Here is a 14,797-nt window from a genome sequence, read left to right as displayed (position 1 = left end):
TGACGATGCGGGCGGCGACTCGCCAGGGTCCGTGCAGTGCGGTGATCAGCTCGAGGTGCTGGGCAGGGGTCAGATCGGCGTAGACATGCGCGGGGCGCATACTGGTGGAGGCCTCGTCGGGTCGATTCTGTGTGGTAACCGGATCCAACCCGACGGGGCTCTTTACGTTCGCGGCAAGGTCAACTTCCGCGAGTTACAGACACAACTTCTGGCAAGGTGCTTAGACGGTCTCGCGCCGCGCCTGCGGCAGGGTCGCCGCCCCCAGCGCCGTCTCCAGCTGTTCCCACCGCGTCACCAGGTCGGACAGCATCAGCATCATCACCTCGGGGAACGCGTACAGGAAGCTCTGGTAGCGGTAGTGGTCGAGGTAGAACACCACGACGTCGCCCACCGCCGTCACGGACGTGGTGCGGGCGTTGAAGAACATGTCGTAGTGCCCGAGCAGCGCGCCGCGGCCGAGCATCGCGCGTTCGTAGATGCCGCCGAAGTCGACCTCCACCTCGCCGCGGGCGACGAGGAACACGCCGTGCGCCGCGTCGTCCTCGTGGAAGAGCTGGTCTCCCGCCACGTAGGGGATCTCGTCGAACATCGACGCGAGCGTCTCCAGCTCGGAGTCGAGCATCGTGCCGAACAGGCGCACGCCGTGCGGGTCGGCGCTCTCGCGCAGGCACGCCACCCGTTCGGCGAGCTCGACGTCGGTGAGGTGGTTCATCCGCATCCGCACGAACCGCAGCATCCGGTCGGTGTTGCGCGTCTGGCGGCGTGACTTGCCCGCGCTCGGCGGCGTGTAGAGCGACGGGTCGCCGCTGATCCGCGCGGCCTCGCGCAGGCCCGACTCGTAGGCGCTGTGCACGCAGCCCCAGTGGTACGGGTTCGTGCCCTCGCCGGCGAAGAACAGCGCGTCGCCCACCGGTTCGGCCAGTGCGGCGATGTCCTTCGAGGACGAGCCGACGCCGATGCACGTGTAGGAGCCCAACGCGTACGGGTCGGTCGACCAGCCGGTCCGGGAGACCTCCTCGGGCGCCGGCACGTCCGCGCCGAAGAGGTCCCGCACGACCGAGTCGGCGTAGGACGTGACCTCCTGCGGGGACCAGGTCTCCATGTCCCGGCCGAGCGTCGCGCCGAGCAGCATCACCAGGACCGGCTTGCCGTGCGACTTCCACATGCTGATGACGACCGTCGGGTACCGGTCGGTGTCCCGGCACAGGTAGCCGAAGACGTACTGCTCGCGGGGCCAGAACGGCGCGCGGTAGTGCAGCGCGATCTTGTTGAGCGTGCCGAAGCCCAGACGGGCGACGGCCGACCGCTTCGCCTCCGGCAGCGGCGGCGCGAACTCGACGGACGCGGCCTTGAGCACCCCGAGCGGCAGCGTCACGAGCACCTTGGCCGCCTCGAACACGCCGTGCGAGGACGTCACCCGTCCGGGTTCGATCCGCGTGACCACGTGCCCCAGCCGGACGTCCAGCCCCTCGGCCAGGGCGTCCACAACGGACTGGTAGCCGCCGTGCAGGGTGCTGTCGCCGTAGCCGTAGACGAGGTAGCCCTCCTCCCAGTGCTTCAACGACAGCTTGTCCGGGTCCTCCGCCGCGTCCTCGCGCAGGATCACGTTGAGGTGGTAGCGCACGGCCTGTTCGTCCTCCGTGGACAGACCGAGGCCGCCCAGGACCTGGCGGACCGCCTCGCCCAGCGGCACGTCCGGAAGCTCGTCCCTGCGCGCCGCGGCGGCGCGGTGCTCCAGCTCGTGCAGCACCTCGTCGGCCAGCTCGAGCGTGCGGCTCTTGTAGCGGTGGCCCACCGCCCGCCGGTCGGCGCCGAACAGGTCCAGGCTGTCGAAACCGCCGGTGTACGCGCTGTCCCCGCCCACGTAGCTGAACGGGATGCCCAGCTCCTCCACCAGTTCGGTGATCGGGTTGCCGTCCGTGCCGTGGATCCAGTGCGCGCCCAGGTCGACCCCGTGCGCGTCGGTCCAGATCCGGCCGCCGACCCTGTCCCGCGCCTCCAGGACCGTGACGGGGTGGCCCCGGTCGCGCAACGCGCGCGCCGCCGCCAGTCCCGCGATCCCCGCGCCCACCACCAGGACGCCCGGTCTGGCGTCCCCGTCCTCAGATACCACCGGCATCGCTCGATTGTCGGGCGCCCGTGCGTGTGCGGACATTCCCGGATCGTGTGCTCCTGATCGACCGTCCGGGTTGCAGGCCGGTGTCCCGGACACCGGCCACCTGCGCTGCGCTCCCCGAATGAACCGGAACCGCCAGGTAGTGACTTGACCTACCACCGCCGGTATAACTTGTTCTCATGCGTCCACAGTGAGGAAGATCACAATGAACCACACAACGTCGTGTGACAACGGTTTAGCCGGTCCCTCCCGTCGCAGTTTTCTTACTGGAACAGGTTCTATTCTTGGGGCTGTCGCCCTCGGTGGCGTCACCCCGGTGGCCCGAGCGTCCACTTCGATCGCCGACGCGGCCGTCGTTCCCGCGCTGGTCATCGGCACCGGCTACGGCGGGTGCGTCACGGCACTGCGCCTCGCCCAGGCGGGCATCGACGTGCAGATGGTGGAGATGGGCATGGCCTGGGACACCCCGGGCTCCGACGGCAAGGTCTTCGCCAACACGACCACCCCGGACCAGCGGTCGTTCTGGCTGCGGACCAAGACGAAACAGCCGCTGAGCAACTTCCTCGGCTTCCCGATCGACAAGGCCATCCCGAAGTACACCGGTGTCCTCGACGCCGAGGAGTTCGCGGGCATCACCGTCTACCAGGGCCGCGGCGTCGGCGGCGGGTCGCTCGTCAACGGCGGCATGGCCGTCACGCCGAAGCGCGAGAACTTCGCCGAGATCCTGCCGTCGGTCAACCCCGACGAGATGTACGGGACCTTCTACCCGCGCGCCAACGCCGAGCTCGGCGCCAGCCTGGTCCGGTCGGCGTGGTTCGAGACGACCGACGCCTACCAGTACGCGCGGGTCGGCCGGAAGCACGCCCAGCGGTCGAACTTCCCGTACGTGTTCGTGCCGACCGTGTACGACTGGAACTACATGGAACAGGAGGCGGCGGGCACCGCCACGAAGTCGGCGCTGGCGGGGGAGATCCTCTACGGCAACAACTTCGGCAAGAAGTCCCTGCAGAAGACCTACCTCCCGAAGATCAGGGCGACCGGCCGCGTCACCGTCTCACCCCTGCACCGGGTCGCCTCGGTCGCGCCGACGTCCGGCGGGTACCTCGTCACCGTCGAGCAGCTCAACACCAGCGGTGACGTCATCGCCACCAAGCAGGTGACGGCGGCGAAGGTGTTCTTCGCGGCCGGCAGCGTCGGCACGAGCAAGCTCCTCGTGAAGCTCAAGGCCACGGGGGCGCTGCCGAACCTCAACGGCGAGGTCGGCAAGGGCTGGGGCGACAACGGCAACGTCATGTGCGGCCGCGCCAACCACCTGTGGGACCCGACCGGCAGCCTCCAGTCGTCCATCCCGACGCTGGGCATCGACAACTGGGCGGCGGGAGGCGCGTTCGCCGAGGTCGCGCCGCTGCCGACGGGGATCGAGACCTACGCGTCGTTCTACCTGTCGATCACCCGCACGCCGAACCGGGCCCAGTTCAGCTGGAACCCGGCCACGGGCAAGGTCGACCTCAGCTGGCAGACCGCGTGGAAGGAGGTCTCGATCGCGGCGGCCAAGACCATCTTCGACAAGATCAACTCGAAGGAGGGGACGATCTACCGGACCGACCTCTTCGGCGTCTACAAGATCTGGGGCGACCACCTCACGTACCACCCGCTCGGCGGCGCCATCCTCGGCAGGGCGACCGACAACTACGGGCGCCTGCAGGGCTACAGCGGTCTGTACGTCATGGACGGGTCGCTGATCCCCGGCAGCACGGTGGTGAACCCGTTCGTCACGATCACCGCACTGGCCGAGCGGAACATCGCGAAGATCATCGCGACCGACTTCTGATCCCGGCCGCCTACCGTCCTGCCGGGAGTTCAGAGCTTGGGCAGCACGCACATCGCGTCGAGGCCGAACACCCGGTTCAGCCGGCCGAACACCAGCCACGCCCCGATGCTCATCGTCAGCTCGACGACCTCGGTCTGGCTGTAGTGCGCGGTCATGCGGGACCAGAACTCCTCGTCGAGGCCGTGGTGATCCAGTGCGTACCTCTCGGCGTACTCCGCGGCCAGCCGCGCGCGGTCGTCGAACGCGTCGGTGGTGCGCCACTGGGTCACCGCGTCGAGGAACTCCTCCTCGACCTTCTCGCCGTCCCGTTCGGTCCGGAAGTCCAGGCAGAACATGCAGCCGTTGATCTGCGCGACCCGCAGCCGCGCCGCCTCGAACTCGCGCAGCCCCAGCGTGGTGTGCTGGTAGACGGCCAGCGAGAGGGTCGCCGCGGCCATGCCGATGCCGGGCACCATCTCGCCCCACACGTACCCGATGGGGTCCTTGCCCTCGGGGATGTCGATGTTCATCCCTTGCTCCTCCCCAGCTTTCCGGCGACGGGCCGCAGCGGGACGTCGAGCGCGTCGTAGAGCCCCGGCTCGGCGGCGGCGAGCCAGTCGACGGCGTTGACGAGGCGGCCGACCGCGGTCGCGTTGCCGCCGGCGGACCGGTTCTCACCCTCGTCGACGGCCTCGACCGAGACCTCGATGCGCGGCCGTCCCTCGATGATCACCTTGTGCGCGCCGTCGCCCGACGGCGGCACCGGCCAGTCCGTGGCGCAGGAGGCGTGGATGCGCGTGACGTGCTCGATGACGATCAGCGGCTCACCGTCGACGACGCCCTGCACCTCGAACCGGATGGCGCCCTGCGTGCCCGCCTCGAACTCGCCCATGGTCCTGGTCGTCACGGTCTCGTCGAGCGCGCGGCGGTCGACGGTCTCGCGGATCTCGTCGACCTCGACGCCCAGCGCCCGCGCCATCAGCCGGATCTGCCCGCCCCACACCATGGTCGGCACGCCCGCCATCAGCATCGGCGCCTGGTAGTCGAGGGGCTGCCCGAACCCGATCAGCCACCGCACCGCGTCGGGCTGGTCGTAGGTGGAGTAGTCGAAGATCTCCTGGCAGCGCACGGCGTCGATGGTGTGGCCGAGCCCGCTGACCATCAACGGCAGCACGTCGTTGCCCCAGCCGGGGTCGACACCGGAGACGAACAGCGACCCACCGCCGTCCGCGATCGCGGCTAGAACCGGTTCTCGCAACTCCGGCGGTGCGCTGCGGTGGTCGTAGAGCGCGTACAGCGACGGCGTGACGACGACCGCGCCCGCCCTGATCGCCTTCGTGATGTCGGCGAGGGCGTCGTCGGGCCGGATGTCGCCGGACGCCGCGTAGACGACCGCGCGCGGACTCGCGGCCAGCACTGCGTCGATGTCGGTGGTGGCCGCGATCCCGAGCTCGTGGTCCAGCCCGGCGAGATCGCCCGCGTCCCGGCCCGCCTTGCCCGGGTCGTGCACGACCACGCCCGTCAGCTTCAGCCCGGGATGGGCCTCGACGGCGCGAATCGCGGAACGGCCGACGTTTCCGGTGCCCCACACCACTGTGGCGATCATGCGGGTAGCGTAACTAGAACACGTTTCAGTTCTCAATGCCCCATCAGGCGTACAGGCGCACCCCTGACAGCTGGGCGGCCGGCCAGCCCGTGTTGCCGCTGAACGAAAGCCGCAGGTAGCGCACTCCGGTACCGGGCAACGTGATCGTCACCGCGTTCCCCGTCGCCGGGTCGAACACGTACCCGGCCGACCCCACGAGCGTGCCGAACGACTGCCCGTCGGTGCTGCCCTGCACCGTCAACGTCTGGGTACGCCGACCCCACGCCGGGTTCGGCGGGAGCGTGAGCACTGCCCGCCGCACCGCCGCCGCGCTGCCGAGGTCGACCTGGACCCATTGCGGGAACGCGTTGTTCGCACTCTCCCAATAGGAGCCCGGGTCGCCGTCGACGACGTTGTCGCTGCCGTAGTTCTGCGTCTGCGAGCTCTGGGCGGTGGCACGTCCGGCGGCCAGGTCGGTGTCGGGGTTCGGTGGCGCGCCGACCCACGGCTGCGTCGGCCGGACGGCGGTCAGCGCGATCTGGCCCTTCAGCATCCGGCCGCCGTCACCCGTGAGCCGCATGTAGTAGTCGGCGGAGCAGCGCGTGCCGTCCTCGTCCAGTGCGAGGTAGCCGGACCCGACCGGCACGTCGGCCTGCGTCTCGGCGGTCTTGCAGATCTGGTTGCCCTCGTTGAACTCGTCGAACATCGAGACGTAGATGCCCTGCGCGCCGAGGCGGACCATGTTGTAGAACTGCCGCCACATGAAGTCGCCGTGCAACCGCTGCCGCGACCCGAGGTCACCGGGCAGGACGCACGGCTGGTAGTCGATCCCGCGTGCGTTGCACTCCGCCTGGTCCGGCGAGTTCACGTTGGCGTGGAAGCGATCCGTGTCCGCCGGGGTGCCGATCCGGCCGACCATCCACGGCGAGAGCATGTCGAACGACCGGTAGACGCCGCCGAACCCCTTGCGGGAGTCCTCGACCTCCAGCCGCCAGTGGGTGGGCACACCGCCGATCACGTAGCAGCCGCGCGCCTTGAACCAGTTCACTACGTCCTGGCACGCCTCCGGGGTGAACGGGCGGCCCGGGTCGTTGAAGCCGAAGCCCCAGATGCAGACGACGGGCTTGCCGTTCTGCCGGGCGTAGGCGGGGGAGGACGTGTACGCGGACATCTTGGCCGTCCAGTCGGTCTTGATCTCCGACTGCATGTTCGTCCAGTTCGTGACGTCGTACATGATGTAGAACTTCCGCCCGGTGGCCTCGGCGGCGCCGCGGACGTGCGCGGTCACGGCGTCGCGGATCGGGCCCTCGCCACCGGTCGGGTTGAAGCGCTGCAACGCCGCCGTGTCGATGTTCGTGTCCCGCATCCACTGGAAGTGGACGTCGACCGTCTGCCGGTCGTGGTTCGAGAACAGCGTGGCGGGCCGTCCGTCGCCGAGGTCGGCGAACGCGGTCCGGTAGGTGCGGGCGTAGTCGCGGACGTCCGGCCACGCGACGACCGAGCTGCTCGGCGGCGCGGGCGGGCGGCTCCAGTCGTTGTTCCAGTGCCACCAGCCGTCGATCGGGGAGCTGTCGCCGCGGCAGGCGAACCAGCCCTGGTAGCCGACGGTGACCTTGCCGACGACGTCGCCGGGCGGACTGGCCGCCCGGGCCGGGGCGGGCAGGATCCCGAGGGCGGGAACGGCCAGGGCGGTGCTGAGCAGGGTGCGGCGTGACAGGGACATCGCGAACTCCTTTGTCGGCGAAGCGACTCCAGAGTGCAAGATGTCGACAGGATCACGCAATATTTTGACGGACCGGAACTAATCCGGGAGGAGCGGCACCGAGATCCCCGGATCGCGTCCGAGGGAGGCCGCCCGCGTGACCGAGGCGCTGCCGAACCGGTGCCGCACGTGGTCCAGCGCGGCGTCGAGCGCGGCGGGCTTCGCTTCCTCGAACGGCAGCGCGAGCTGCATCGGTGTGTCGTCCTGGAGGTTGGTCAGCGACACGCCCAGCAACGTGATGCCGCGGTCGCGGATCAACGGCATGGCGGCGTCGAGCAGCTGCCGTGCCGCCCCCAGCAGCACCTCGGTCTCGGCGGTCGGGTCGCTGACGGTCAGCGAGCGCGTCACCCGCGTGAAGTCGGCGAACCGCAGGCGCAGCACCACCGTCCGGCACGCGCGGTGCCCGGTGCGCAGCCGTCGCGCGATGCCGTCGACGAGCGACGCGAGAACGGCTTCGAGGTCATCCCGCGTGCGCTCCCGCCGCCCCAGCGCGCGCTGCGACCCGATCGAACGCCGCCTCCGTCCTGTGTGGACCGGACGTGGGTCGTGGTTGTGCGCCAACGCGTGCAGGTGCCGGCCCGCCGCCCGGCCGATGAGGGACACCAGGCCGCTCTCGTCCAGCGCAGCGACCTCACCGATCGTCCGGATGCCGAGGCCGTGCAGCCGCGCCGCCGTCACCTCGCCGACGCCCCAGAGCCGTTCGACGGGCAGCGGGTGCAGGAAGTCGAGCTCACCGCCGGCCGGCACGACCAGCAGGCCGTCCGGCTTCGCGACGCCGCTCGCGACCTTGGCGAGGAACTTCGTCCGCGCCACCCCGACCGTGATCGGCAGCCCGACCTCGGCCAGCACGCGTGCCCGCAGCCGTGCGGCGATGACCTCCGGCGGGCCCGCGATCCGCCGCAGGCCGCCGACGTCCAGGAACGCCTCGTCGATCGACAGGCCCTCGACCAGCGGCGTCGTGTCGCGGAAGACCTCGAACACCGCTTTGCTCGCGGCCGAGTACGCCGACATCCGCGGCGGTACGACGATCGCGTGCGGGCACAGCTGCTTCGCCCTGCGGCCGCCCATCGCCGTGCGTACCCCGAACGCCTTGGCCTCGTAGCTCGCCGCCAGCACCACCCCGCCGCCGACGATCACCGGCCTGCCGCGCAGGCGCGGGTCGTCCCGCTGCTCGACCGACGCGTAGAACGCGTCCAGGTCGGCGTGCAGGATCGGGGTGCTCACGAACACATGTTCGCATCGCTCACCCGTTCAGAACAGTGTCGTTAGGACACGTGCGATCGGCCATGCCCCGGGAGCCGTGTTGGACAGCACTGTCGTCGTGACACCGGTGCGCGGGTCGTGCGTGGACTTGAACGACGCGCCGGCGTCGTACCCGACGAGGATCACGACGTCGCTCGTCTCGTGCAGCCAGAACCCGAGCCCGTACCGCAGCGACTCCTCCGGCACGTGGCGGCGCGGCCTGCGCACCTCGTCGGCGAGGTCGCTCGCGAACAGCGCGTGCCAGAACTTCACCATGTCGCCCGCGGTGGTGTAGATGCCGCCGTCCCCGTTCGCGAGCACCGGCAGGTGGAAGACGTTGGTGCGGTCCGAACCGTCGAGGTAGCCCACCGCGGCGTCTCCCGGCAGCTCGTCGGAACGCGGGAAACCGGTCCGGATCAGGTCGAACGGCTCCAGCACCCGTTCGCGGACGAGGTCGTGGTAGCCGCGCCCGGACGCCCGTTCCGCGAGCAGCGCGAGAACCACGAAACCGCTGTTGCAGTAGCCGAACCGTTCGCCCGCCCGGAACTTCGCCGGATGGCCGTCGAGCAGTGGCAGGAACGCCTCGGTGGTCGTCAGCACGTGTGCGGCGCCGATGAAGTAGTCGTCGACGTCCATGCCGGCTTCCTCGTCGAGGTAGTCCCCGATGCCGGACGTGTGCGTGAGCAGGTGTTCGACCGTGACGTCGCCGGCGATGAGCGGGAGGTCGTCGCCGAGGAGCTCGCGGGCGGCCGTGCCGAGTGACAGCACGCCTTCGCGCACGAGCGAGAGCACGGTCAGGGCGGTGAAACCCTTGCCACCGCTGGCGATCCCGAACCGGGTGTCGACGGTGTTGGGCACCCGGTGCGCGCGGTGGGCGAACCCGTAGGCCTGCGCGAGCTCGGTCTCACCGCGGCGGTCGACGTGGACCACGCCGGAGAAGCCGGTCTCCCCGGCGATCTTCTCGATGTCTCCCAACGGCATTCGCGCAGGCTAGACCCCGCACAGAGGTACTTTCGACCCAATTTCCGCGAATGCTTGACAACCGAACGGCCGGGCATCCCGTTTCCGGAGTACCGGAACACGAGGAAGGACCCGTCGGTTGTCGCTCGCCACGATCGCGCCGCCCGGCGCAGCCACCGCGTCCGCCCCGGCGCGGCGCGGCTGGCTGTTCCCGCTGGTCGCGTTCGTGCTCCTGGCGCAGATGGCGATCGCGATGGTCACCACGGCGGTCGAGCAGACCCCGACCGTCGACGAGCCCGTCTACCTCGGCGCGGCGGCCACCTACCTCGAGCAGCACAGCCTGCGGTTCAACCGGGAGCACCCGCCGCTCGGCAAGCTGGTCATGGCGGCCGGGCTCGCGTTCGCCGACCTCCACCACGACGACGACTTCCGCGGCGACCAGACCGAGTTCGGCCGCCACCTGCTCTACGAGTCCGGCAACGACGCGCAGCACCTGCTCCTGCTGGCGCGGTTGCCGATCATCGTGCTCACGCTGCTGTTCGGGCTCGTCGTCCTGCTGTTCGCCCGCGACCTGACCGGCAACGTCGGTGCCGTCGTGGCTCTCGCGCTGTACGCGTTCTCGCCGGACCTCATCGCGCACGGGTCGCTGGCCACGCTCGACGTGCCGGCGGCCGGGTTCGTGCTGACGGCGGTCTGGTTGCTGTGGCGGGCCAGGGAGAACGCCCGCTACCTGCCGCTCGCGGGACTCGCGCTCGGGGCCGCGCTGGCGACCAAGACGAACACGCTCGCGGTGGTGCCGGTGGTGCTGTTCCTCGCCTGGCACGCCCGCGGACGGATCAAGCTCGTCGCCGTCCTGTCGCTGGTCGCCGCGGCCGTGGTGTGGGCGTCCTACGCGGTGGTGGATCCGACGCAGGTCTTCCCGCAGCCGTACGTCGAAGGGCTGCGGCTGCAGTTCGGGTTCGAGGACCGGGTGTGGGGCGGCTACCTGTTCGGCGTGCACTACGAGGGTTCGCACTGGTACTACCTGCCGGCGGCGCTGCTGGTGAAGACACCGCTGGGCGCGCTCCTGCTGTGGGCGGCCGGGACCGCGGCGGTCGTCCGGCGCCCGCAGGCGTTGTACGTGCTGCTGCCCGCGGGGGTGCTGCTCGCCGCCGCGATGACCGGCAACCGCGACCTCGGCGTGCGGTACGCGATCTTCGTGCCGATGTTCCTCGCGGTCGCGGCGGCGTTCGCGGCGGACCGGCGGTTCGCCGTGCCCGCGGTGGCGCTCGTCGCGGCGAGTTCGCTGTGGACGTTCCCGTACTACCTGCCGTACTCCAACGAGGTGTTCGGCGGCCCGTCCAAGACGCACCTGCACCTGCACGACTCGAACGTCGACTGGGGCCAGGACCTCGGCAGGCTCGCCGAGCGGCTGCGGCGCCACTCCGGTGAACGGCTGTGGCTCGTCTACAAGGGCGCGGGAGTGCCGGAGTACTACGGGATCCACGCCGAGGACCCGCGGAAAGCACCGCTCGACCAGGTGCACGGGCTGCTCGTCGTCTCGGACACCGCCATCGCGAAGGCCGACGACCACCTCCAGGCGCTGCTCGACACCAGCACGCCGATCGACGTGGTCGGCCACAGCATCACGATCTTCCGCAGGTCGTAGTGGGAGAAAGTTCCGTACCCCTACGGATGCCGTCCCTGATTGTTCCTCCCCGGCGCTGCTCCGAGAGTGATCCGCAGCGAACGACCGCCGTCCCTGCTCTGAGGCGGCCGTTCAGAGATCCGGAGAGGAACCAACGTGACGAGAACACGCTCCTGGGGCCTGCTGGCCCTGGTCGCGGCCACGGTGCTGACGCCGCTCGGCGTCGCGGACGCCGCACCGCAGAAGAACGCCCCTGCCGCGAACTACCTGGGGGACACCGTCCCCGCGAACCTGGGCGACGCCTCGCCGATGTTCGCCGGCGGGCAGAACGCCACCGTCGGCGAGTTCCCCGGCATCGTCGCGGGCATCCGCGCCGGTGGCTCCCGGCCGCAGGGCCAGACCTGCACCGGCACGGTCGTGGCGCCGCGCAAGATCCTGATCGCGGCGCACTGCGCGGACGCCGAGGGGGAGAAGAAGTTCGTCTACGGGCTCGACGACCTCAAGGACTACGACAACGGCAACGGGTCCGGCTTCGCCGTCAACGTCGTCAGCTACAAGAAGCACCCGAAGTACGTCAACTTCGACCAGGGCTTCGACGTCGCCGTCGTGACGGTGGACCGCGACATCGCGCTCAAGGGCGGTGCCGCGTACCCGAAGTTCGCGACCTCCGCCGACGCCGGCGGTGCGGCGCCGGGCAGGACCGGGCTGGGCTTCGGCTACGGCAAGAAGGACTTCAACGACACCTCGCAGGACGTCACGCTCGACAAGGCGAGCCTGCCGGTCGTCAACGGCGACAGCGTCTGCCAGGGCGTCGGCGCGGGCTTCAAGTCGGCGACCATGATCTGCGCCGGGTACTCCGACGGCCGCACCACGATCCTGCCCGGTGACAGCGGCGGCCCGCTCGTCCTCGACGGCAAGGTCTACGGCGTCGCGTCGTGGAGCCGGTCCGACTTCAAGTGGTACTCGATCTATGGCCGTCTCGACAACGAGATGGGCGACTGGGTCAGGACCGAGGTCGGCGAGCAGCCCCCGGCCGGTGACTTCGGCCTGACGGTCGCGCCGGGCAGCGGTTCGGTCGCGGCCGGCAAGTCCCTGTCGACCGGCATCACCACCACGGCCGGGTCCGGCGGTGCGGAGAACGCCACGCTGTCCGCCAGCGGCCTGCCCAGCGGGGTGAAGGCGGTCTTCCAGCCGACGTCGGTCACCACCGGCAACTCGGCCAAGGTCACCTTCGACGCGAGCTCGTCGGCACCGAACGGCACCTACGAGGTCACCGTCACCGGCACGACCTCCAGCGGCAAGACCGCCTCCGGCAAGTACTCCCTGACCGTCACCGGTGGCGGCGACCCGCAGCCCGGCGACTTCACGCTGGCCGCGTCGCCGAGCAGTGTGAAGGCGGCCAAGGGGAAGTACGTCTCGACGACCATCACCACCACCGGTGGCGGCCAGACGATCAATCTCAGCGCGTCGAACGTCCCGAGCGGCGTGAAGGCGGCCTTCCAGCCCACCTCGGTCGGCGCCGGCGGCTCGGCCAAGCTCACGCTCGACGTCTCCACCACCGCCACCGCCGGCACGTCGAGCATCACGGTCACCGGCACGGACGCGGGCGGGAAGACCGCCACGACCACGGTCTCGCTCACGGTCGAGGGCACCGAACCGCCGAGCGGTGACGTCACCGTGACCGCGACGCCGTCGTCCGCGACCGTCCGGCAGGGCCTGCTCGGCCAGACCGTGGTGAAGGCGGCCGGTGGCACCGGCAACCTGACGCTGACCGCGACCGGCGTTCCCACCGGGGCCCAGCTCTCGTTCAACCCGGCCACGGTCGGGCAGGGCGGCTCCAGCAACGTCTGGGTCTTCACGAACTTCTCGACCCCGCCCGGCACCTACCCGATCACGATCAGGGCCACCTCGGCCGACGGCAAGACCGGCACGACGACGTTCACCCTGACCGTCACCCGCTAGGAACGCGCGAATGCGGGGTGTGGCTGCTTCCGCGGCCACACCCCGCATTCGCGTTCTCAGACGGTCAGCGTCCAGGAGTCGATGTTCCCGACGTCGTAGGTGTAGACGTCCTTCACCTGGAGCTTCCACGTGCCGTTGCGCGCCTCGGAGGACAGGTCGACCTGGTAGGTCTCGTGCACCCCGGCGGACGACGACGCGCCGCCCGCCTTCTTGAGGCTGTAGGACCTGCCCGACGGACTGACCAGGTCGATGGCCAGGTCACCGGTGTAGGTGTGGTTGACGTCGACCTTGACGGTGGCCGAGGCCGTGGAGTTGCCGGTGCAGCCCGAGACCGTGACCGACGACGAGACCGCTGTGCCGTTGTCCGGGATGGACACGTCGTCGCCGTTCGTGCCGGGACCGCACTCGGGTGCGGGGCCACCGCCGAGGAAACCGCTGTAGAGCAGCTTGTTCGGCGAACCGGCACCGGGGTTGGTGACCTTGCCGGAGGTGGCGCCGTTCACCAGCGCGTCGCGCAGGGCCTGGGGGCTCGCGGACGGGTTCGCCGACAGGTACAGGGCCGCGACCCCCGCGACGTGCGGGGTGGCCATGGACGTGCCGGACATGGTCGCGCTGCCGCCGTTCAGCCCCAGCGAGGTGATGTTGTCACCGGGGGCGAAGATGTCCGTGCACGTGCCGTAGTTCGAGAACGAGGCACGCGCGTCGTTGGACGAGGTCGCGTTCACCGTGATCAGTGCCGCGATCTTGGCGGGACCGGTGGAGCAGGCGTCGGTCGAGCTGTTGCCCGACGCGACGGCCATCTGCACGCCGGAGGCGAGCATCCCGGCGATGGCGTCGTTGCCGATGTCCGCCGTGTCGAACGTCCAGGAAGCGTTGACGACAGCGGGCTTCTTGGCGTTCGCCGTGACCCACTCGATGGCCTTGACACCGGCCGAGTCCGGGCCGTTGAGGCTGCAGCTCGTGCCGAGCATGCGCACCGAGACCAGCTTCGTCTTCTTGGCCACGCCCCAGGTCTTGGAGCCGACCGTGCCGGCCACGTGCGTGCCGTGGCCCGAGCAGTCCTGCCCGTTCTGGCCGTCCTCGATGAAGTCGGCGCCCACGGACGCGCGTCCCTCGAAGTCGGCGATCGAGGTCTTGATGCCGGTGTCGGTGACGTAGACGGTCACGTTCGACGCGCCGCCGCTGGGGTAGGTGTACTTCTTGTCCAGCGGCAGCGACGCCTGGTCAATCCGGTCGAGACCCCACGTCGGGTTGGTCTGCTCGTCGAGCGCCCGCGCCGTGCCGTCCTGGTAGACGGCCTTGACGGCGGGGTCGGCGGCCAGCCTGCGCGCGGCGGCCTCGGTCAGGTCCTTGACCTGGAAACCGCGCATGGCGTGGGAGAACACGGCGTCGAGGGTGCCGCCGTACTTCTGGGCGAGCGAGCCGGACGCCGAGACGCTCGCTCCCGGCTTGAGGGACACGATGAAGCTGCCGCCGGGCGCGGGGTTCTTGGCCCGGACGAAGTCGGCCTCAGCCGCCTGGGCGGGGGTGGTCAGGACGGCGGTGGCGGTGACGAGCACGGCGAGCCCGCAGGTGGTGCGTCGCATGACAGGTCCTTCCGGGCGTCGTCAGAACGTGAGGGTCCAGGCGTCGATGTTTCCGGCGTCGTAGGTCCACACGTCGGTGACCTGCAGCTTCCACGTGCCGTTGCGGTTCTCCGCGGACGCGTCGACGGTGTAGGTCTCGTGCACACC

At 70.0% G+C, this 14,797-nt stretch carries 11 protein-coding genes; 3 read left to right on the top strand and 8 right to left on the bottom strand.

What is annotated here, in order from left to right:
• Nucleotides 1-220: 220 nt before the first annotated feature.
• Nucleotides 221-2,119 (bottom strand): FAD-dependent oxidoreductase, encoded by a 1,899-nt coding sequence (locus VF330_RS17830; protein ID WP_330852739.1) that lies wholly within the window; start codon nucleotides 2,117-2,119, stop codon nucleotides 221-223.
• A gap of 202 nt (nucleotides 2,120-2,321) precedes the next feature.
• Here VF330_RS17830 and VF330_RS17825 point away from each other — a divergent pair, with 202 nt between their 5' ends.
• Nucleotides 2,322-3,947 (top strand): GMC oxidoreductase, encoded by a 1,626-nt coding sequence (locus VF330_RS17825; RefSeq protein WP_330852738.1) that lies wholly within the window; start codon nucleotides 2,322-2,324, stop codon nucleotides 3,945-3,947.
• A 29-nt stretch (nucleotides 3,948-3,976) separates the two neighbouring features.
• Here the strand turns inward: VF330_RS17825 and VF330_RS17820 are convergent, their stop codons facing one another.
• The 5 genes from VF330_RS17820 to VF330_RS17800 all read right to left on the bottom strand — a co-directional run bounded on the left by VF330_RS17820 (nucleotide 3,977) and on the right by VF330_RS17800 (nucleotide 9,496).
• A complete protein-coding gene (locus VF330_RS17820; protein WP_330852737.1) occupies nucleotides 3,977-4,456 on the bottom strand; it encodes a carboxymuconolactone decarboxylase family protein in 480 nt (159 codons plus the stop codon).
• Nucleotides 4,453-5,532, bottom strand: coding sequence for a dihydrodipicolinate reductase (locus tag VF330_RS17815; protein ID WP_330852736.1), 1,080 nt, complete (start codon nucleotides 5,530-5,532; stop codon nucleotides 4,453-4,455). Before VF330_RS17815 ends, VF330_RS17820 begins: the two co-directional genes overlap by 4 nt.
• A gap of 43 nt (nucleotides 5,533-5,575) precedes the next feature.
• On the bottom strand, nucleotides 5,576-7,234 hold the full coding sequence (locus VF330_RS17810) for a discoidin domain-containing protein (RefSeq protein WP_330852735.1): 1,659 nt from the start codon (nucleotides 7,232-7,234) through the stop codon (nucleotides 5,576-5,578).
• Nucleotides 7,235-7,312: 78 nt separating this feature from the next.
• Nucleotides 7,313-8,503: a DNA polymerase IV gene (dinB, locus tag VF330_RS17805; RefSeq protein WP_330852734.1), complete on the bottom strand. Its 1,191-nt coding sequence runs from the start codon at nucleotides 8,501-8,503 to the stop codon at nucleotides 7,313-7,315.
• Nucleotides 8,504-8,524: 21 nt separating this feature from the next.
• Nucleotides 8,525-9,496 (bottom strand): serine hydrolase domain-containing protein, encoded by a 972-nt coding sequence (locus VF330_RS17800; RefSeq protein WP_330852733.1) that lies wholly within the window; start codon nucleotides 9,494-9,496, stop codon nucleotides 8,525-8,527.
• Nucleotides 9,497-9,614: 118 nt separating this feature from the next.
• Between VF330_RS17800 and VF330_RS17795 the strand changes: the two genes are divergently transcribed.
• Nucleotides 9,615-11,123, top strand: a complete 1,509-nt coding sequence (locus VF330_RS17795) for a phospholipid carrier-dependent glycosyltransferase (RefSeq protein WP_330852732.1) — start codon at nucleotides 9,615-9,617, stop codon at nucleotides 11,121-11,123.
• A gap of 135 nt (nucleotides 11,124-11,258) precedes the next feature.
• On the top strand, nucleotides 11,259-13,064 hold the full coding sequence (locus VF330_RS17790; protein ID WP_330852731.1) for a trypsin-like serine protease: 1,806 nt from the start codon (nucleotides 11,259-11,261) through the stop codon (nucleotides 13,062-13,064).
• A gap of 56 nt (nucleotides 13,065-13,120) precedes the next feature.
• Here VF330_RS17790 and VF330_RS17785 read toward each other — a convergent pair whose 3' ends face one another.
• Both VF330_RS17785 and VF330_RS42080 read right to left on the bottom strand, forming a co-directional pair.
• On the bottom strand, nucleotides 13,121-14,650 hold the full coding sequence (locus VF330_RS17785; protein WP_330852730.1) for a S8 family serine peptidase: 1,530 nt from the start codon (nucleotides 14,648-14,650) through the stop codon (nucleotides 13,121-13,123).
• Nucleotides 14,651-14,671: 21 nt separating this feature from the next.
• Entirely contained in the window at nucleotides 14,672-14,794 is a 123-nt protein-coding gene (locus VF330_RS42080) for a proprotein convertase P-domain-containing protein (RefSeq protein WP_414675393.1), read from the bottom strand.
• Between the last annotated feature and the right edge of the window lie 3 nt (nucleotides 14,795-14,797).

Origin of the sequence: Lentzea sp., assembly GCF_036380075.1 — a bacterium.
In the GTDB taxonomy this organism is placed as follows: Bacteria; Actinomycetota; Actinomycetes; order Mycobacteriales; family Pseudonocardiaceae; genus Lentzea.
The sequence above is the reverse complement of the archived record's forward strand: the minus strand, read 5'-3'. Positions and strand labels throughout refer to the sequence as shown.

Coding starts and splice junctions, on each gene's coding strand:
- VF330_RS17785 (WP_330852730.1), bottom strand. CDS start 14,650: ATGCGACGCACCACCTGCGGGCTCGCCGTGCTCGTCACCGCCACCGCC.
- VF330_RS17825 (WP_330852738.1), top strand. CDS start 2,322: ATGAACCACACAACGTCGTGTGACAACGGTTTAGCCGGTCCCTCCCGT.
- VF330_RS17815 (WP_330852736.1), bottom strand. CDS start 5,532: ATGATCGCCACAGTGGTGTGGGGCACCGGAAACGTCGGCCGTTCCGCG.
- VF330_RS17820 (WP_330852737.1), bottom strand. CDS start 4,456: ATGAACATCGACATCCCCGAGGGCAAGGACCCCATCGGGTACGTGTGG.
- VF330_RS17810 (WP_330852735.1), bottom strand. CDS start 7,234: ATGTCCCTGTCACGCCGCACCCTGCTCAGCACCGCCCTGGCCGTTCCC.
- VF330_RS17830 (WP_330852739.1), bottom strand. CDS start 2,119: ATGCCGGTGGTATCTGAGGACGGGGACGCCAGACCGGGCGTCCTGGTG.
- VF330_RS17800 (WP_330852733.1), bottom strand. CDS start 9,496: ATGCCGTTGGGAGACATCGAGAAGATCGCCGGGGAGACCGGCTTCTCC.